General features: G+C 63.2%; 19 protein-coding genes. 1 reads left to right on the top strand and 18 read right to left on the bottom strand.

The window, feature by feature from the left end; all coding sequences use genetic code 11:
• Positions 1–42: 42 nt before the first annotated feature.
• Complete coding sequence (gene rimP / locus AC0L24_RS12900; RefSeq protein ID WP_127270712.1) at positions 43–687, bottom strand: ribosome maturation factor RimP; 645 nt, start codon at positions 685–687, stop codon at positions 43–45.
• Positions 688–986: 299 nt separating this feature from the next.
• Here rimP and AC0L24_RS12895 point away from each other — a divergent pair, with 299 nt between their 5' ends.
• A complete protein-coding gene (locus AC0L24_RS12895) occupies positions 987–1,154 on the top strand; it encodes a hypothetical protein (protein WP_013527898.1) in 168 nt (55 codons plus the stop codon).
• 65 nt (positions 1,155–1,219) lie between these two features.
• Here AC0L24_RS12895 and trmB read toward each other — a convergent pair whose 3' ends face one another.
• From trmB to AC0L24_RS12810, 17 genes are all read right to left on the bottom strand, one after another.
• Positions 1,220–1,921 (bottom strand): tRNA (guanine(46)-N(7))-methyltransferase TrmB, encoded by a 702-nt coding sequence (gene trmB / locus AC0L24_RS12890; RefSeq protein ID WP_127399232.1) that lies wholly within the window; start codon positions 1,919–1,921, stop codon positions 1,220–1,222.
• Positions 1,922–1,944: 23 nt separating this feature from the next.
• Positions 1,945–3,210 carry a methionine adenosyltransferase gene (gene metK / locus AC0L24_RS12885; protein WP_127266944.1) on the bottom strand — a complete coding sequence of 422 codons (1,266 nt, stop codon included), beginning with the start codon at positions 3,208–3,210 and terminating at the stop codon, positions 1,945–1,947.
• A gap of 169 nt (positions 3,211–3,379) precedes the next feature.
• Entirely contained in the window at positions 3,380–3,799 is a 420-nt protein-coding gene (locus AC0L24_RS12880; protein ID WP_013527901.1) for a helix-turn-helix domain-containing protein, read from the bottom strand.
• Between the two features lie 140 nt (positions 3,800–3,939).
• Entirely contained in the window at positions 3,940–5,532 is a 1,593-nt protein-coding gene (lnt, locus tag AC0L24_RS12875; protein ID WP_127327720.1) for an apolipoprotein N-acyltransferase, read from the bottom strand.
• Between the two features lie 102 nt (positions 5,533–5,634).
• Complete coding sequence (locus tag AC0L24_RS12870; RefSeq protein ID WP_292701104.1) at positions 5,635–6,105, bottom strand: VOC family protein; 471 nt, start codon at positions 6,103–6,105, stop codon at positions 5,635–5,637.
• Between the two features lie 16 nt (positions 6,106–6,121).
• Positions 6,122–7,252: a hemolysin family protein gene (locus tag AC0L24_RS12865; RefSeq protein ID WP_127321192.1), complete on the bottom strand. Its 1,131-nt coding sequence runs from the start codon at positions 7,250–7,252 to the stop codon at positions 6,122–6,124.
• A gap of 28 nt (positions 7,253–7,280) precedes the next feature.
• Complete coding sequence (gene ybeY, locus AC0L24_RS12860) at positions 7,281–7,781, bottom strand: rRNA maturation RNase YbeY (protein ID WP_127381321.1); 501 nt, start codon at positions 7,779–7,781, stop codon at positions 7,281–7,283.
• An 18-nt stretch (positions 7,782–7,799) separates the two neighbouring features.
• Complete coding sequence (locus AC0L24_RS12855) at positions 7,800–8,792, bottom strand: PhoH family protein (protein ID WP_224699087.1); 993 nt, start codon at positions 8,790–8,792, stop codon at positions 7,800–7,802.
• A gap of 83 nt (positions 8,793–8,875) precedes the next feature.
• Positions 8,876–10,285: a tRNA (N6-isopentenyl adenosine(37)-C2)-methylthiotransferase MiaB gene (gene miaB, locus AC0L24_RS12850; RefSeq protein WP_127395543.1), complete on the bottom strand. Its 1,410-nt coding sequence runs from the start codon at positions 10,283–10,285 to the stop codon at positions 8,876–8,878.
• 74 nt (positions 10,286–10,359) lie between these two features.
• Positions 10,360–11,160 (bottom strand): lyso-ornithine lipid O-acyltransferase, encoded by an 801-nt coding sequence (gene olsA / locus AC0L24_RS12845; RefSeq protein ID WP_127266949.1) that lies wholly within the window; start codon positions 11,158–11,160, stop codon positions 10,360–10,362.
• Between the two features lie 21 nt (positions 11,161–11,181).
• The gene (gene rimI, locus AC0L24_RS12840; RefSeq protein ID WP_024503455.1) at positions 11,182–11,676 is read right to left on the bottom strand and encodes a ribosomal protein S18-alanine N-acetyltransferase; all 495 of its coding nucleotides are present in this window, start codon (positions 11,674–11,676) and stop codon (positions 11,182–11,184) included.
• On the bottom strand, positions 11,677–12,354 hold the full coding sequence (gene tsaB / locus AC0L24_RS12835) for a tRNA (adenosine(37)-N6)-threonylcarbamoyltransferase complex dimerization subunit type 1 TsaB (RefSeq protein ID WP_127408641.1): 678 nt from the start codon (positions 12,352–12,354) through the stop codon (positions 11,677–11,679).
• Between the two features lie 94 nt (positions 12,355–12,448).
• Positions 12,449–13,555, bottom strand: a complete 1,107-nt coding sequence (locus AC0L24_RS12830; RefSeq protein ID WP_473563777.1) for a DUF1513 domain-containing protein — start codon at positions 13,553–13,555, stop codon at positions 12,449–12,451.
• A gap of 1 nt (position 13,556) precedes the next feature.
• Positions 13,557–14,636, bottom strand: coding sequence for an imelysin family protein (locus AC0L24_RS12825; protein WP_292701099.1), 1,080 nt, complete (start codon positions 14,634–14,636; stop codon positions 13,557–13,559).
• Positions 14,636–16,237, bottom strand: a complete 1,602-nt coding sequence (locus AC0L24_RS12820; RefSeq protein WP_292680838.1) for a di-heme oxidoreductase family protein — start codon at positions 16,235–16,237, stop codon at positions 14,636–14,638. The genes AC0L24_RS12825 and AC0L24_RS12820 overlap by 1 nt, the downstream gene beginning before the upstream one ends.
• Before the next feature lie 12 nt (positions 16,238–16,249).
• Positions 16,250–16,735, bottom strand: coding sequence for a bacterioferritin (bfr, locus tag AC0L24_RS12815; protein WP_013527914.1), 486 nt, complete (start codon positions 16,733–16,735; stop codon positions 16,250–16,252).
• Positions 16,701–17,012: a (2Fe-2S)-binding protein gene (locus AC0L24_RS12810; protein ID WP_023811421.1), complete on the bottom strand. Its 312-nt coding sequence runs from the start codon at positions 17,010–17,012 to the stop codon at positions 16,701–16,703. Before AC0L24_RS12810 ends, bfr begins: the two co-directional genes overlap by 35 nt.
• Positions 17,013–17,113: the final 101 nt, after the last annotated feature.

Here is a 17,113-nt window from a genome sequence, read left to right as displayed (position 1 = left end):
CTCCGGAGCTTGTTTGCCGGGCCTTTGCGCCCGGCAGCTCAATCATAGTTCCTGTTCGTGGTCTTCCGTGGCGTCCGCTTCCGCACCCGACTCGTCGTCGTCCGGTTCGCCGCGGCGCTTCTTGGCTTCCTTGCGCGCCCTGTTGTCCTTCGACAGGGCATCGCGGATGAGATCGTCGGTCAGGATCAGGCGCACGTCGGCAATCGCATCGTAGGGGACACGCACCGTCGGCTCCTCGCCATAGGCTGCCTTGTCGCGCTCGATCAGCACATCGTCTTCGCCGGCTTCGGCGATCTTGCCCTTGAAGCGCTTGCGGTCGGCGACGACCATCGATGTTTCCATCTTCACCAGATGACCCGTCCAGGTCGTGAAATCCGATTTACGGACCAGTGGCCGGTCGATGCCGGGCGACGAGACTTCGAGGTGATAGGCCTTTTCGATCGGATCATCGACGTCGAGCGCCGGCGACACAGCGCGGCTGACCTCTTCGCAATCCTCGACGGTCATGGTGCCGTCCTCGCGTTCGGCCATGATCTGCAGCGTCAGCCCGTTCTGGCCCGACAGATGCACCCGCACGAGGCGGAAGCCGATGCCGCGCAGAACCGGCTGGACGATCAGTGCGATGCGCGCATCGATGCCGCTTTCGCGGATGATGCGATCGTCGCCCTCGCTTGCCGTTGCAGTCATTGAAATCCTGTCGTTCTCTACGAAGTTATCGGCAGGTAATAAAAAAGAGCGGGACCGGGTGGACCCACTCTTCGTCATACCGACCAAGAATTTGAGGCTGATATAGACGATCGCGGCCTGTGTTTCAAGCCCGCTGTGCTGGTCGGGCAGCGCCGCCATCGAGGCGGCCCGCGCCAGCGTTGCATGGGACGCATGGCGCCTATGCGGCGATACCCATGGGATTGGCGCCGAAACGCACCTACCTATGTTGCGCTGCACAAATGTGACCGCGCGTCACACGTGCGCGAAAGGACATGATCATGAGCAATCGCAAGATATTTTCTGCAATAGGCGACTTCTTCACCGTATTCGGCAGCGCCGTGGCCGCTTCGCGGGCCGTGGAAGCCGGTCGCAGGCCGCGCGCCGACGACCTGCGCAATCTCGGCGTCGAGCCTGCCGCCTTCGATCGCATCGGCCGCCGCTTCTAGCTTTGACGCAATTCCGGACGGAAAACCGTTTCACACTTTCCAGGAATTTCTCTAAGACCGCGAGCTTATTTCCGAATGAAGGTAAGATAGGCCGGCCGCCGGCCCTCACGAATGGCCTTGGCCTCGTAACGGGTGCCCGGCCAACCTTCATAGGATAGGTGCCAGTCCGCCGCCTCGCAAGCCTGCCATGCGAACGCGCCATGCGCGCGGCAATGCAGCAGGGTCCAATTGACATAGGTGTCGATGTCGGACGCGAAGCGGAATTTTGAACCAGGCTTCAGCACACGCGCGAACCGCTCGAGATTGACCGGGCTGACGAAGCGCCGCTTCCAGTGTTTCTTCTTCGGCCAGGGGTCGGGATAGAGCAGATCGATGCCGTCGAGCGAGGCTTGCGGCAGCCAGTCGAGCAGCCTTGTGGCGTCGTCGTCATAGACCCGCAGATTGGCGAGTGGTTTCTCGCGCACCGCCATCATCATCTTGGCCATGCCGTTGACGAAGGGCTCGACGCCGATAAAGCCGATCGAAGGCGCCTCGATCGCACGATGCAGGAGATGCTCGCCACCGCCGAAGCCAATCTCAAGGCGAACCGCGCGGACATCCGTCTCAAACAGAGCGTGCAGATCAGCCGGCGGTTCAGCCGTCAGATCGAGCCGATATGTGCCAAAGCCGCTTTCCAGTGCGGCCGCCTGCTGCGGACGCATGGTTTTGCCGCGCCGGCGACCGAAAAAGGCTTCGGTCGCGCGGCTTGGTCTGTCCTTCGGATCCATGGTGGGACTTTGCGGCGCCGCTGTCAGGCGGCGACCGCGTCCTTGAGCGCCTTGGCGAGATCGGTCTTTTCCCAGGAGAAAGACCCATCACGGCCGGCCTTGCGGCCGAAATGGCCGTAGGACGACGTCTTGGCGTAGATCGGTTTGTTGAGATCGAGGTGACGGCGGATGCCCGACGGCGACAGATCCATCACCGTGCGCAGCGCGTCCTCGAGCTTTGCCTCGTCGACCTTGCCGGTACCGTGCAAGTCGACATAGACCGACAGCGGCTGAGCAACGCCGATGGCGTAGGAAAGCTGGATGGTGCAGCGGTCGGCGAGTTTCGCCGCCACGACGTTCTTGGCCAGGTAGCGCGCCGCATAGGCCGCCGAACGATCCACCTTGGTGGTGTCCTTGCCGGAGAAGGCACCGCCGCCATGGGGTGCGGCACCGCCATAGGTGTCGACGATGATCTTGCGGCCGGTCAGCCCGGCGTCGCCGTCCGGCCCGCCGATGACGAACTTGCCGGTCGGATTGATGTACCACATGCAGTTGTCGGCGATCTTCAGCTCGCCCAGCGCCTCCCGGATATAGGGTTCGACGACCTTGCGGACCTTCTTCGAATCCCAGCTCGCATCGAGATGCTGCGTGGACAGCACGATCTGCGTCGCCTCGGCGGCCTTGCCGTCGACATAGCGAACGGTGACCTGGCTCTTGGCATCCGGTCCGAGCCTGCCGGCTTCACCGCTGCCCTCGTGGCGGGCGGCTGCCAGCAATTCGAGGATCTTGTGGCTGTAGTAGATCGGCGCCGGCATCAGATCCGGCGTCTCGCGGCAGGCGTAGCCGAACATGATGCCCTGGTCGCCGGCACCCTCTTCGCCCTGACGGTCGGAGGCATTGTCGACGCCCTGGCCGATGTCAGGCGACTGGCCGTGCAGCAGAACCTCGATCTTCGCGGTTTTCCAGTGAAAGCCGGCCTGCTCGTAGCCGATCTCGCGGATCGCCTTGCGGGCGACCGACTTGAACTTGGCCGGATTGACGACCGAATGCCCGGCGGCATCCTTGAGAATATTGCCTGCCTTGTCCCTCTTGAGCAGCGTGTCGGGAACACGCACTTCGCCGGCGATGACGACACGGTTGGTGGTGGCCAGCGTCTCGCAGGCGACACGGACTTTCCACGGGTCCATGCCGGTCTTCTTGGCTTCGCGATACACCAGATCGACGATCTCGTCGGAAATCCGGTCACAGACTTTGTCGGGATGGCCCTCGGCAACGGATTCCGAGGTAAAGAAGTAGTTCTGCCGCGTCACGGGTGTCCCCTCTTGAAAAACGATCGGCAGGCTGCCGATTTTGGCGCGCCACGTGTTAGCGGGGCGAAGCGCCGCTCGTCAAGCGGTGCTTCGGCTCTGGCATGAATGTCGATGCAGTTATCTTGTGCCACCAGCGGCAAGACGCCGCCGGTGCTGGCGTGATTGAGGGTCAGTCGGGATCGTCGGCGGAGAGGGACTTGACCAGGTCTATAATCCTGCGGCGCACCTTGGCATCAGCGATCTTGACAAAGGCCCGGTTGAGCTGAAGGCCTTCAGGGCTGCCGCAGAATTCGACAGCGAAAGCCATCGACGCGTCCTCGGCAAATCCACGGCCCGCCACGGGCTCCTGGCCGGGCGCATCCTCGAAAAAGAAGGCGACCGGCACGCCGAGTATGGACGCTATCGCCTGCAATCGGCTGGCGCCGACGCGGTTGGTGCCTTTTTCATATTTCTGAATCTGTTGAAATGTGATGCCGAGGTTTTCTCCCAGCTTTTCCTGGCTCATTCCCAGCATGTTGCGGCGAAGCCGGATGCGACTGCCAACATGGATGTCGATCGGATTCGGTTTCTTCTTGTTGTCTTCTGTCATTTTTTCCTCGCCGAATTTTTTCGGCTTTCTCTATTTTTTCTTGCCCAAACAAAGCCGGAGGCAACTGCCCCAACAGAACGATCCACCGGCTTCGAGAAATTTTCAGGCACTTACAGTATGAGTTTCTAATGTGTTGGCTGTCAATTCACCCGTAGCCTTTGCCTTACGTTCAACAGCGCTGCCCCAACGGCAAACAGCAACATGATCAGCATTCCGTTAATGCGCCGTTGGCCGGGAGATATGAGCGCCTGTCCGGAAATCGGTATGTGGGCATCGATGGCGCCGCGTGCGTCGATCGCAAGCGCATCGACGATGCGCCCGCGCGGATCGACGACGGCCGAGATGCCGTTGTTGGCAGCACGTACCAATGGCAATCCATTTTCCACCGCGCGGATCTGGGCCTGCCTGAAATGCTGATACGGACCCGGCGTGTCGCCGAACCACGCATCGTTGGTAACGTTCACAATAAGCTGCGCTGACGCAGCGTCAACTGCCACAAGATCGGGAAAGATCACCTCATAACAGATAAATGGCAGCGCACGGATGCCATCGGGCAGCGTGATGGCGTGCCGCTCATTGCCGGCCGCGAAACTCATCGGCCCGGCAACCAGTTGCTCGATGCCGAAACGCTGGAGCAGATCGGCGAAAGGCAGGTATTCGCCGAACGGCACCAGGTGAACCTTGTCGACGGCGTCAGCGATTTCACCCTTGTCGTCGATCGCCACCACGGAGTTGTAGTAACGGCTGTCGGCATTCGCGGCCGAACCGCCTTCCTCGCGAACGACGCCGGCAATCAGCATCTGGCCGGATCCGAGCATGTCTCCCAGCGCCGTCAATGCGTCCGGACGCTCGGTGAAGAGGAAAGGCACCGAGGTTTCGGGCCACAGGATCAGCTGCGGCTTTTGATGGCCTGGGTCCGGCGCCTTGGCCGAGAGCCCCATCAGGACCGCGAAGATGCGGTCGCGCACCGAGGCATCCCATTTTTCCGACAGGTCCACGGCCGGCTGAACGATGCGGACATCCAGGCTGCGTGAAGCTGGCGGTTCGGGAGCGCCAAGCCTGACATAGCCGAAGCCGACATGGGCGGCGGCGAGCATGACAAACAGTGCCGCGCCGAGGCGCAGGTGCCGACGTGCCGCCAGCAGTGCCGGCAGTGCGAAGACGAACACGGCGAGCGCGTTCATGCCGATCATGCCCGTCACCGAGACGCTCTGCATCAGCAGCGGCACGGGCATGGCCGCGTAGCCGACGGCATTCCAGGGAAAACCGGTGAACAGGAAATCGCGCAGCCATTCCGCCAGGCCGAAGCCGAAGGCAAGGGCGGCGATGCGGCCAATGTCGTTGCTCCACAGCAGCCGGGCAACGATTGCCGCAAAGCCGTAGAAAAAGGCGAGCATGAAAGGAATGCCGACCACGGCGAAGGGGAGCGCCCAGGCAAAGCTGTCGGCCTCGACCAGCAGCGCCGAACCGATCCACCAGAGGCCGGCGAGGAAATAGCCGAAACCGAACCACCAACCGACGGCAAAAGCCGGCCGTAGACGCCGGAACAGACTGCCGGAAGCTTCACCGGTGGCGCCGTCGAGCAGCCAGACCAGCAGCGGAAACGAGACGAAACAGGCGGCGAAGAAATCGTAAGGCGCCTGACCAAGCACCGCCAAGGCACCTGCGAGAAACGCCACGAGCGCACGCCGCCAACCCCAAAGCAGAATTATCCGGCCGGTGAGGCGCTCCATGCATACTTCCGAGTCGCGAATCAGGACACAAGATTTAACAGGCTGCGCTCCGCGCTCCAAACGGCGGATGGGCTGGCTGAGATGCACAGCTCCGGCCCTGCCCTACCAGTGCCAACCCTCGATTTGAACGCTCCCCAGCCGCTCGGCCTCCTCGCGCGGAACCGAACGGATGGTCTGCGTGAAGGTCCAGACATGGCCCTCGGGGTCGCGGGCACGATACTGGCGCTCACCGTAGAACTGATCCGCCGGCTCCTGGATTATCCCGGCGTCGGTCGCCCGCGCCTGCTCGCAATGCGCATCCAGGCCGTCCTTCAGCCTGATATAGATCGACTGCGTGTTGCTGCCCGAGACCGAAGCCGGGCTGGCGACATAATCGCTCCATTCGGAATCGACGATGATGTAGCTGTCGCCGAACCGCATCTCTGCATGGATGAGTTTTCCCTCGGCATCGCTGACCACCATGCTGCGCTCGAAGCCGAAGGCGGCTTCCAGCCAATCCAGCGCGGCACGAGGGTCCTTGTAGAAGACACCAGACCCCAGACTTGGATGCTTGAACGGGTCGTCGACAGTCATCGGGCGAGCGTGACGCTCACGCCTGTTCGGTGCGCGCGGTGGCGCGCCGGCGGCGCTCACCCTTCTGGCTCTGCACGATGCGCACGCGCTTGACGCGGCGCGGATCAGCATCGAGGACGTGGAATTCGAAGCCGGGTATGGCCTGCACCACCTCGCCGCGGGCCGGAACACGGCCAAGCGTGTTGAAAATCATGCCGCCGATCGTGTCGACATATTCGCCATGTTCACCGGCGGCGAAATCCCCGCCGATCATCTTGGCCACGTCGTCGATCTCGGCCTTGCCGTCGACGATGAACACGCCGTCGCCGCTCTGGGTGATCATCGGCTCGTCGTCGTCATGCTCGTCCTCGATGTCGCCGACCACCATCTCGACGATGTCTTCCAGCGAGGCAAGACCGTCGGTGCCGCCATATTCATCGATGACCAGCGCCATTTGCGTGCGCGTCGTCTGCATGCGGCCCATCAGGTCGGAGGCAAGCATCGACGGCGGCACGAACAGCACCGGGCGGATCAGATTGAGGTCGCCAATGGTGCGTGCGAGGTCGACCTGGGCAAGATCGAGAACCGTGGCAGCGGGGGTTTTCCTGGTCGTGCGGCCCTTCTTGACGCGCGCGATCTTGGTGATGTGGGCCAGCACGTCACGGATATGGACCATGCCGCGCGGATCATCGAGCGTCTCGGAATAGACCGGCATGCGGGAATGGCCGGATTGTTCGAAAGTGCCCAGGAGATCGCCGAGCGTCGTCGTGATTTCGACCCCCTGAATGTCGGCGCGCGGTACCATGACGTCCTCGACGCGCACTTCGCGCAGCCGCAGGATGTTGTTGAGCATGGCGCGTTCGCCGGGCGAGAAGGCGCCGGCATCGCTCGTCGTCTCGGCAAGCGCGCCGGCAATTTCCTCACGCAGGCTGGTTCCGTTGCGTTGCCGAAACAGGCCCAGAACGCGGTCGAACAGGGAGGGACCGGCAGGCAACGTCTCGCTGGCAGCGCTGCCAGCACCGGCAACAGCAGAGGTACTGCTAGCGCCAGAGGTACTGTTAGCACCAGAGGTAACGGTACTCGGACTTGATCCCTCTTCCGACGTGTCGGAAGCCTTGGTCGCACTGCCGGCGTCGGGGCGGGCGGCAGTTTCTGGTTTGTCGTTCATCGTCGTCCGGTCAATTGATCAGATGTAGTTACGCGTAGGGGTCGGGAATGGCAAGCCTTGCAAGCGCCGCGCGTTCGACGGCTTCCATCGCCTCGGCTTCAGTGTCGGTCTCGTGATCGTAACCCAGCAGATGCAGCAGGCCGTGGATGACGAGATGGGTGATATGGTTCTCGACCGGCTTGTCTTCCAGTGCCGCTTCACGCGCGACCGTCTCGGCGGCGAGCACGATGTCGCCCAGCATCGGCGGCAACGGTCCGCCTTGCACAAACGGAAAAGCCGGGAAAGACAAGACATTGGTCGGCTTGTCCTTGCCGCGCCAGCCGGCGTTGAGAACCCGGACATGGGCGTCGTCGGTAAAAACGAGGCTGAGTTCGGAACGGCCCGCCACGCCGGTTTCGGCAAAAGCCGCCTTGACGGCGCGATCGACCAGCCGCGTCAGGCTTGCCTCGTCGGGCCAGTTGCCCGCCTCAACCGATATGTCGATGTCGACGGGAACATTCCCGTCGCCGGATGTTATGTCCTCAGGCATGAAGCCGCATCGTCAACATCAATTCTCGGCGCCGAGGCCGCGCGCCAGCTTGGCGTCCCGGTCGTAGGCCCTGACGATTTCCGCCACCAGTGGATGGCGGACCACATCGCCGTCGTTGAAGCGCACGGTGACCGCGCCCGCCACGCCGTCCAGCACCCGCAAGGCTTCGACCAGTCCCGATTTGGTGTTCGAAGGAAGGTCGATCTGGGTCGGATCGCCGGTGACGATCATGCGCGAATTTTCGCCCAGACGCGTCAGGAACATCTTCATCTGCATCGGCGTGGTGTTCTGCGCCTCGTCGAGGATGACGGCGGCATGCGCCAGCGTGCGGCCGCGCATGAAGGCGAGCGGCGCGATCTCGATCACTTCGGCGGCAATGGCGCGCTCGACCTTGTCGGCGGGCATCATGTCGTAGAGCGCGTCATAGAGCGGCCGCAGATAGGGATCGACCTTCTCCTTCATGTCGCCGGGCAGGAAGCCCAGCCGTTCGCCGGCCTCGACCGCAGGCCGCGAGAGAATGATGCGCTCGACCATGCCGCGCTCGAGCAGCATCGCCGCATGGGCCACCGCCAGATAGGTCTTGCCGGTGCCGGCCGGGCCGATGCCGAACACCAGTTCCGACCGTTCCAGCGCCCGCATATAGGCGTCCTGGTTGAGTGAACGGGCATAGATCGTCTTCTTGCGGGTGGTGATCTGGGCGGCGGAAACCTTGCCCTTGCGCTCCAGCGTCGGCAGGGTCAGCTGATCGTCGGCGGCGATCGCCATGCGCACGGCGCCGTCGACGTCGGACTGGCCGATATCGACGCCTTTCTGGAGAATGCCGTAGAGGTTGTCCAGGGCGCGGCGCGCCTGCTCGGCGGCCGACGCCGAACCCTTGATGGTCAGCTGGTTGCCGCGTGAGCGGATGTCGACGCCAAGCTTCTGCTCCAGCCTGGCGAGGTTTTCGTCGAACTGACCATAAAGGGCGCTGGCAAGCTTGTTGTTGTCGAAAGTCAGAACGATGTGCGCCATGTCAGAAGCCCCAGATGCCGGTACCGGGGGCAGGTTCTTCAGCTCTGCTGCGCTCAACCGTCTCTCCTCATCTGCCGAGACCCTCAGGCCAATTCGGCGAACAGGCTGTTGTAGCCCGTCTTCGTGATTCGCACCTGGATAATGTCACCGATTTCGCCGGCCTTTTCATCAACAATAACCGGCTGCAGCCAAGGCGAGCGGCCAACCTTCTGGCCGGCCTGACGGCCGGGCTTCTCGATCAGCGTGTCGATGGTGCTTCCGACGAGGCTCAAACCGAAATCCTGCTGCTGCTTCACAAGCAGAGCCTGCAGTCTCTGCAAGCGCTCGTCCTTGACCGTTTCCGGCACGTGATCGGACATTTCGGCGCCCGGCGTGCCGGGGCGCGGCGAATATTTGAACGAAAAGGCCGAGGCGTAATTCACCTGACGCACCAGCTCCATGGTCGCCTCGAAATCCGCCTCGGTCTCGCCGGGAAAGCCGACGATGAAGTCGCCGGAGAGCGCAATGTCAGGCCGCGCGGTACGGATACGGTCGAGCAGCGCCAGATAATCCCTCGCCGTGTGCCGGCGATTCATCGCCTTGAGGATGCGGTCGGAGCCGGATTGCACCGGCAGATGCAGATAGGGCATCAATGCCGGCAGATCGCGATGGGCCGCTATCAGTTCGTCATCCATGTCGCGCGGGTGGCTGGTGGTGTAGCGCAAACGCGCCAGCCCGGGGATTTCGGCCAGCCTGAACAGCAGGCGGCCAAGCCCCCACTCCTGACCGCTCCCGCCCTGGCCATGCCAGGCATTGACGTTCTGGCCGAGCAGCGTCACTTCGCGCACGCCGGCTTCGGCCAGGCGCTCAGCCTCCGCGACAATCTGCGCCACCGGCCGGGAGACCTCGGAGCCCCTTGTATAGGGCACAACGCAGAAGGTGCAGAACTTGTCGCAGCCTTCCTGCACGGTGAGGAAGGCGGTGACGCCGCGCTTGATGACCTCGGCCCGCTTGGGCTGCGGCAGGTGCTCGAACTTGTCTTCGATGGCGTAATCGGTCTCGACGATCTTTTCGCCGCCGCGCACCCGCGCCAGCACGTCCGGGAGCCGGTGATAGGTCTGCGGACCGATGACCAGGTCGACTGCCGGCGAACGGCGGATGATCTCGGCGCCTTCGGCCTGCGCCACGCAGCCGGCGACGCCGACCAGCATCTCACGGCCGGCCAGGGCACGTTCGGCTTTCATATCGCGGATACGGCCGAGCTCGGAATAGACCTTTTCGGCCGCCTTCTCCCTGATATGACAGGTGTTCAGCAGCACCAGGTCGGCCTCGCCAATGGCATCGGTCGCGGAATAGCCGTCGGCAGCCAGCGCATCGGCCATACGCTGTGAATCATAGACATTCATCTGGCAGCCATAGGTCTTGATGAAGACTTTTCTCGCTGCCGCGGGAAGCACCGCCGGCTGTCCAGCCGTAGTGCCGATGTCGTCGCTTTCTATCGTGTTCAAGTCCATAAGGCGGCTTCTAACGCCTTTCCGTGACAAAAAACAGACGATTCTCGGCCCGCGCCAGCAAGAGCGTGCCGGAGCTACCGGCTCGGCCGCGGGTCGGCAAGCGCCGCCTGCATCATCTCACGCACCTGGCTTTCCATCAGTTTCGACGTCTCCTTGCGGTTCGAACCCTTGGAAAAGGCGATTGCCTCGCCGAAATGCACCTCGACGTCGAGCGCGCCCTCCGCCAGCAGAACCTTGAGATGCGGCATCAAATCCTCATCGCCGATCCAGGCGGCAAGCGGGCGATGCCGGCGGCCGAGCGGCACGCCGTGCAGACGCGTATAGGCGATCGCCACCGGCTGGATGAACACCTGTTCCGCCGCGCCTTCGGAAATCGCCATCGAGGCGGCGCCGAACAGCGTGCTCTTGAACGGCAGGACCATATTGCCGTCGCCGGTCGAGCCCTCGGCAAACAGCACCATCGCATCGCCCTTGGCCATGCGGCTGGCAATCTCGCTTGCCTGGTCGCCCGACGAACGCTTGCGCTCGCGCTCGATGAAGACGGTGCGCTGCAGCTTCGACAGCATGCCGATCAGCGGCCAGCCTTCCATATCCGCCCTGGCGATGAACTTTACGTCGGCAAAAGAGCCGAGCACCATGATGTCGGTCCAGGAGATGTGATTGGACGCAACCAGCAGCGGGCGCTTGTCGGACAGCGCTCCCTTGACATGGATGCGCATGCCGAGCGCCCTGACGATCAGCCTGTGCCAGACCTTGAGGATGAAGGTTTCCGGCCACCAGCCAGTCTTCATCGACAGGATCTGTAGCGGCACGAGGACCAACGAACCGGCGACAACGAGGCCCAGCGCCAGGAAAATCCTGATTTTCTTGATCATCGCCCCATCCCGGCCGTCTCGCTAGCGAAGATCGCGGCGCATGACAAGCGCGCCGGTCGGTCCGTGTTCGGCCGATCTGTAGTAATTCGGCCGCTTGCCGACCTCGCGGAAGCCCAGCCGACGATAAAGCGCGATCGCCGCGACATTGGTCTCGTCGACCTCGAGGAACAGCGCTTCGGCGCGCTGCGCGTGCAGTTCGCGCAACACCGCGTCCATCAATTGCCAGCCCAGCCCCTGGCGACGATGCGATCGCGCCACCGCGACGGTCAGGATCTCGCCCTCGCCTGCCGCAAGCCTCGCCAGCACGAAGCCGACGGGCGGCTTGGAGCCCTGTCCGGTTTCGCGCGCGGCATAGCCGAACACGGTGTCCTGTTCGAGCAGGGCGGCGAATTCGCCATCGGTCCAGGGGCGGACAAAGTCCTCGCGATGCAGCAGCGAGACCGCCGGACTGTCGGCGATTCTCAGCGGCTCGAGCGCGTAGTCCCGGCGGCGTGGTTGGAGAAAAGGTATGCGCATTTATCTTTCTTGCCTTGATAGAATAAAGCCAGCCTGCGGCTTGGCGTCGGCGCCGCGCATATAGAGCGGTTTCGGCCGTTCGCCCGCGCCCTTGGCGGCAGCCAGGCGGGCGTAGGTGACAATGTCGGCGGTGGCCGTCCGAGGGCCGACATCAAATTCGCGCCCGGCCGATGCGCTGATGAGCGCTGCCGCGGTGCCGGCAAGCACCGGAGACGTTTCCTTCGCCATAGCCACCACGTCAGCCAGCGTGGCCGCGGCCGGACCGTAAGTCAAGACTAACCTTTCGTCGTAAAAGGCCGCGTGGATCTCTTCACGGCCGGCATCGAGCGCCGCCAGCACGGCGCGACCGGGAAATGCCGCTGCTGCTTCGGCGGCCAGCGCCTCCAGTGTCGTCACCCCTATTGCCGGTATCTTCAGCGCCAGCGCCAGGCCACGCGCGGTCGAGACGCCGACGCGCAGACCGGTGAAAGAACCGGGGCCGACAGAGACGGCGATGGCGCCAAGACCTGCATAGTCGGTTGCGCTTGCCTCCAGCGCTTCGGCGATGACCGCCATCAGTTGCTCGGCATGGCCCTTGCCGAGATCGAGCACCTGATGGCCAAGCTCCTGCTTCGCCGTCGCGTCATAGACGCAAGCGGCGCAGAGATTGGCGGCACAGTCGATGGCAAGCAATTTCATGAGGCAACCGGTTCGAAAACAATTCCCTGTGCCCGCCACGGCCCGCCACCGCAAGGGGATAGTGCATAATTCGTTAAGCGGCTTCGCTTGTAGCCTATGCGGCCTGTTCGATACGCAGCATGTGGTTGTCCCAGACATAGTCCGGTTCGGAGCGTGTCGCGCCGCTGCCCTCGACGATCTCGCCGGCGCCGGTGGTGGCCATGAAGCCGGTTCCATCGGGCGCCACGCCGCAGACCTCGACCAATGCGCTGTTCGCAACGACCCGGCCGCTGGCCGCATCGATCACGACGAGCGAGTTGCCTTCCGGCGAGGAAACGGCGACGGTTCCGGCAGCCCGATTGGCGGCTACCGAGCCTATGTAGTTGCGGAAGCCGGACAAAACGTCCTGCGGCATGTCCAGCAACTGCAGCTCCTTGCCGCGGGCGGCGCGACCGACCAGCAACGGTCGATCGGTGCCCGGCCCCCTGTACTGGCAGCCGAACCAGACGCTTCCGGACCGATCGGTGTCCATGTGGCGGATCGACAGCTGATGCAGTGCGGCCGGCAATTCGTGCTTCTCGATAAGATCGCCGGTGACGCGGTCTATCAGCACATAGGACGGCTTCATGGTTGCAATGTTGAGCTCGGCGCGGCCGTAATCCGGATGGGTCTCGATGCCGCCATTGGCAACCGCGATCGTCCTGCCATCGCCCAGGAGCAGAAGCTCGTGCGGACCCACGCCATAGGTCGGGAATTCGCCGACACGGCTGAATTTGGCCCGCGCATCGTAGACGCCGACGACGCCGGCGGCGTTGTCGAAGTCGTTTTCGGTGGCATAGAGCAGCGCACCGTCGGCCGAGAACACGCCATGGCCGAAGAAATGCCGGCCGGCGATGCTGGCGATGGTCAGCGGCGCGTCACGGCCCGAGTGATCGAAAACCACGGCGAAGGTGCCGGGCTGACGCGCGAAGACCACCGAGCGTTTCGATATGGGATCGAAGGTGACATCGTGGCCGCGATCGGACAGGTCGATCGCATGCAGGACCTTGCCGGCCTCGGACAGGACGGCAGCGCCAAAGCTGCCGTCGCGTTTGACGAAAGCCGTGGCGAAGACGGCGTCGGCCACAAGCGTGGTTGCCCGGGCCGAGGGCGTCATCGTCGCCATGAAGCCAACGCCTGCAGCTCTCAGGAAGTCGCGGCGATCTATCAGAGGGGTTTTCAATTCAGTCCCCATCCAGCGAGGAGAAGCCTGCGGTCAGTCCGAATTCGGAGGTCAACCTCGTGCCGATCAAGGCCGACAGGCTGGAGGTGATCAGCGCGAAATGATCGAGCTTGTCACGAAGCGCCGGATCGGCAAGCGCCTTGTCGATTGGACCGCTGACCGCCTTGGCGGTGGCGACACCGTTGACCAGCTGGATGTGGATCGATTCGGCCATCCAGCGCGCATCGGCCGGCAGAGCATCGCCAAGTTTCGAGGCCTGGAACAGCGTATCGATGCCGGAGAGATTGCCGGCCAGTGACGCGGTGGTGTTCTGCGAGCGCCAATAGATTGCCTGTTTCGGCTTGTCCGCATCCGGCTTGCCGCCGAAAAACCCTTTCAGGCGCACGTCGCGGACCATTTCCAGTTCGTTGATGAAGACGCCGACCAGTTCCGTCACCGCTTCGTTGCCGTCGCGGTAGAGCGGGTTCTGCGCCCCCGGATTGGCCCAAAGCGCGGCAAAGCCGTCCGGCTTGTTCCAGGCGGCGCTGACCTCGCCGGCCATGGTTTCGATGTTGCCGGCAACGGCAGTGCCATAAGCGCAGCGGTAGGGATCATCCTTGCCGGCAAGTGCATCGGCGCCGTCGCCGTAAAGAACGAATTCGAGCGCGCCCAGCCCCTGCATGGCAACGCTCTTGCCGGCCAGTTGTGCCGGATCGGTCGCGGTCGGATCCTTGTCGGACAGCGCCGCCTGTACCTGTTTCAGGCCGATGCTCTTGCGATCCGGCCAGAACAGCATGCGCTCCAGCCGGTTGTTCTCCTTGATCGGTCCGAAGCCGATGATTTCGGCTAACGACCAGGCATAGACGGTGGCGGAGAATTCGGCGCGTGCGGCATCGAGTTTTCCTTGCGAGGGCGTGACGCACAGCTTGCGCATGGATCCGGTCAAGGCTTCCGCATGCTCGTGCAGGCCGGCATAGGCCGGGCGGACGAAGCCATCGATCGCGCGCTGGATGATATCGGAGGCTTTGACCGCCGCAGACGCAGGGGCAACGCCCAGCAATGCCAGCGCAAGAACGAGAAACAATGCAGAACGCTTGAACATCACAGTGACTCCAGGAATTTGAGCAGCGCATTGCGGTCGGCCGCATTGGTTGCGGCAAAGCGGTCGCGCGCTTTCTGCGCCTCGCCGCCATGCCACAGGATCGCCTCGGTCAGGCTGCGCGCGCGCCCGTCATGCAGGAAGAAGGAATTGCCGTTGACCGTCCCGGTCAGGCCGATGCCCCATAGTGGCGGCGTGCGCCATTCATTGCCCGTTGCATCTCCCACGGCTTGGCCATCGGCCAGATCAGGCCCCATGTCGTGCAGCAGGAAGTCGGAATAAGGCCAGATCAACTGGAAGGCCTGCGCCTTGTTGGGCGTATCGCGGCGCGTGACGAATTTCGGCGTGTGGCAGGCAATGCAGCCGATCTCGTAGAATGTTTTTTTGCCCGCGAGCACGTCGGGCCGGTCGAGGTCGCGGCGCGACGGCACGGCCAGGTTCTGCGAATAGAAGGTGACGAGATCCATCACCGGCGGCGGCGCCTCGACCGGGCCAAGACGCTGCTGCACGCCGTTCGGCATGTCGAGGCATTTTGCCTCCGCAGCAGTGCAATCGCCCCAATGCTTCGGCTCTTCGGGCGTCGAGATGCCGATGTCGCCGGCAAAGGCGTCCGCCGCCTGCTGGCGGATCGACGCGGTCTGTGCCTTCCAGCCGAAACGGCCAAGCGTCAGTTTTCCGTTCAGGCTATCGCGCACGATGTTCGGCCTGCCGGAAATGCCGTCGCGGTCCCTGTCGTCTGGATCGGCGTGGGCGAGAATATCAGCCGGCGCGATCTGTTCGATCAGGCCCAAGCCGATCATCGGCGGGGTCAGGCGCGGCGACAGCGTGGTGCGTGGGTCAAGCGGCCCGTAGCCAAGGCCGTCAACCGAATAGCTCGGCTTGCGCAAGGAGATCACAGTGCGGTCCGTCAGCTCTACCTTACGTTCTTGGTAGTCGACATGCATCCTGCCTTCACCGGGCAGGCCGGGTACGGCGAGCTCCTGCAATTGCCTGCCGTAGACCGGGTCGGGGAAGTTGAGCACCTCGTGGTCGGCAAGCGCCGCCTTCTCTTCCGCGCTGCTGGCGTCACGGGCCAGCCGCAGGAACATCGACGTGGTGCCGACGTCGCCTTGCGGCGGGCGGCCGCGGCCATCCTTCAGATGGCAGTTCTGGCAGGCACGTTCGTTGAACAGCGGGCCGAGCCCGTCCGACGCCTGCGTCGAGGATGGCGACGAGACCCAGTTCTTGCGGAAAAGGGCATTGCCGAGCTTGAAGTCGCCCTCTTCCTCGAAGGTGATGTTGGCCGAGGATTGCGAGAAGGAATCGCGGCTGACGTCCTTCCGGGACGTGCCGGCGCCACCTTGCATCAGTTCGAACTGCTCTGGCCTGGAAAAATCCGCGGTCGGCCTCGTGACGGCGATGACGCGCGCCTGGTCCTTCGCATTGAGGTCGGTGCGCGTGGTGGCGAGCCCGGCAGGCTGAAGATCACCGGCCATCGCCGAAGAGGCAAGCGCCAACACGAGCACGACATAGCGCCGACGCGCCAATCCGGCCGGCGTCTTGCGAAGGAGCGGCGAGCCATTGGCCCGCCGCGAGCGGCGCACGAATTCTAGCAGGCGCCGCATTCCCGCATGCCCTTACTCCGCCTCGTCCGCCGATGCGGCGTTGAGCTGGCCGTATTTTTCCTCGCCGATCGAGGCAAGCAGGTCGAGCTGCGTCTCGAGAAAGTCGATGTGACCCTCCTCGTCGGCGAGCAATTCCTCGAACAGCTTCATCGTCACGTAGTCGCCGGCGTCGTTGCAGATTTCGCGCGACCGCTTGTAGGCGGTACGTGCGTCATATTCGCCGGCAAGATCGGATTCGAGCACTTCCTTGACGTTCTGCCCGATGCGCAGTGGCGCCACGGACTGCAGGTTCGGATGGCCTTCGAGGAAGATGATACGGGCGACGAGCTTGTCGGCATGGTGCATCTCCTCGATCGATTCCGCCCGCTCCTTCTTTGCCAGCTTGGCGTATCCCCAGTCCTCAAGCAGACGGAAATGCACCCAGTACTGATTGACGGCCCCAAGCTCCAGAAAAAGAGCCTCGTTAAGCCGCTCGATGATCTGCGGATCGCCTTTCATGAATTCTGCTCCCGTATTGGACGCGCAGGCCTCTGACGCGATCCAGGTGTGAAACGACATCCACGCCGCTCGCCTCCGAGCGGGCGTGGTAATTTTCGGTGACCCGAATGATCGTTTCCACCACATTTGGGAAGCAGCCGCAACAGCGACCGCGCTTTTGCATGGCATGATAGATCTTCGCCGGCACGATCAGCTGCCAGGGATCCTGGTCCAGCAGCCCGACGATCGTCTGCTCGATCTCCTTCTCGGTGATGATATTGCAATGACAAATCAGCATTGGCTTGCTCGGCTGGCTGACGGCGTCTCCCGCGCCGTGTGGCTTGATTTTCTAGCGGAGGCCGTTCCAGAGCCGGTTGTCCGGCTCCGGATCAGTCTCCT

It is taken from the genome of Mesorhizobium sp. WSM4809, from assembly GCF_055811655.1.
The sequence above is the reverse complement of the archived record's forward strand: the minus strand, read 5'-3'. Positions and strand labels throughout refer to the sequence as shown.

Coding starts and splice junctions, on each gene's coding strand:
- rimP (WP_127270712.1), bottom strand. CDS start 687: ATGACTGCAACGGCAAGCGAGGGCGACGATCGCATCATCCGCGAAAGC.
- AC0L24_RS12895 (WP_013527898.1), top strand. CDS start 987: ATGAGCAATCGCAAGATATTTTCTGCAATAGGCGACTTCTTCACCGTA.
- trmB (WP_127399232.1), bottom strand. CDS start 1,921: ATGGATCCGAAGGACAGACCAAGCCGCGCGACCGAAGCCTTTTTCGGT.
- AC0L24_RS12880 (WP_013527901.1), bottom strand. CDS start 3,799: ATGACAGAAGACAACAAGAAGAAACCGAATCCGATCGACATCCATGTT.
- lnt (WP_127327720.1), bottom strand. CDS start 5,532: ATGGAGCGCCTCACCGGCCGGATAATTCTGCTTTGGGGTTGGCGGCGT.
- AC0L24_RS12870 (WP_292701104.1), bottom strand. CDS start 6,105: ATGACTGTCGACGACCCGTTCAAGCATCCAAGTCTGGGGTCTGGTGTC.
- AC0L24_RS12865 (WP_127321192.1), bottom strand. CDS start 7,252: ATGAACGACAAACCAGAAACTGCCGCCCGCCCCGACGCCGGCAGTGCG.
- ybeY (WP_127381321.1), bottom strand. CDS start 7,781: ATGCCTGAGGACATAACATCCGGCGACGGGAATGTTCCCGTCGACATC.
- AC0L24_RS12855 (WP_224699087.1), bottom strand. CDS start 8,792: ATGGCGCACATCGTTCTGACTTTCGACAACAACAAGCTTGCCAGCGCC.
- miaB (WP_127395543.1), bottom strand. CDS start 10,285: ATGGACTTGAACACGATAGAAAGCGACGACATCGGCACTACGGCTGGA.
- olsA (WP_127266949.1), bottom strand. CDS start 11,160: ATGATCAAGAAAATCAGGATTTTCCTGGCGCTGGGCCTCGTTGTCGCC.
- rimI (WP_024503455.1), bottom strand. CDS start 11,676: ATGCGCATACCTTTTCTCCAACCACGCCGCCGGGACTACGCGCTCGAG.
- tsaB (WP_127408641.1), bottom strand. CDS start 12,354: ATGAAATTGCTTGCCATCGACTGTGCCGCCAATCTCTGCGCCGCTTGC.
- AC0L24_RS12825 (WP_292701099.1), bottom strand. CDS start 14,636: ATGTTCAAGCGTTCTGCATTGTTTCTCGTTCTTGCGCTGGCATTGCTG.
- AC0L24_RS12820 (WP_292680838.1), bottom strand. CDS start 16,237: ATGCGGCGCCTGCTAGAATTCGTGCGCCGCTCGCGGCGGGCCAATGGC.
- bfr (WP_013527914.1), bottom strand. CDS start 16,735: ATGAAAGGCGATCCGCAGATCATCGAGCGGCTTAACGAGGCTCTTTTT.
- AC0L24_RS12810 (WP_023811421.1), bottom strand. CDS start 17,012: ATGCTGATTTGTCATTGCAATATCATCACCGAGAAGGAGATCGAGCAG.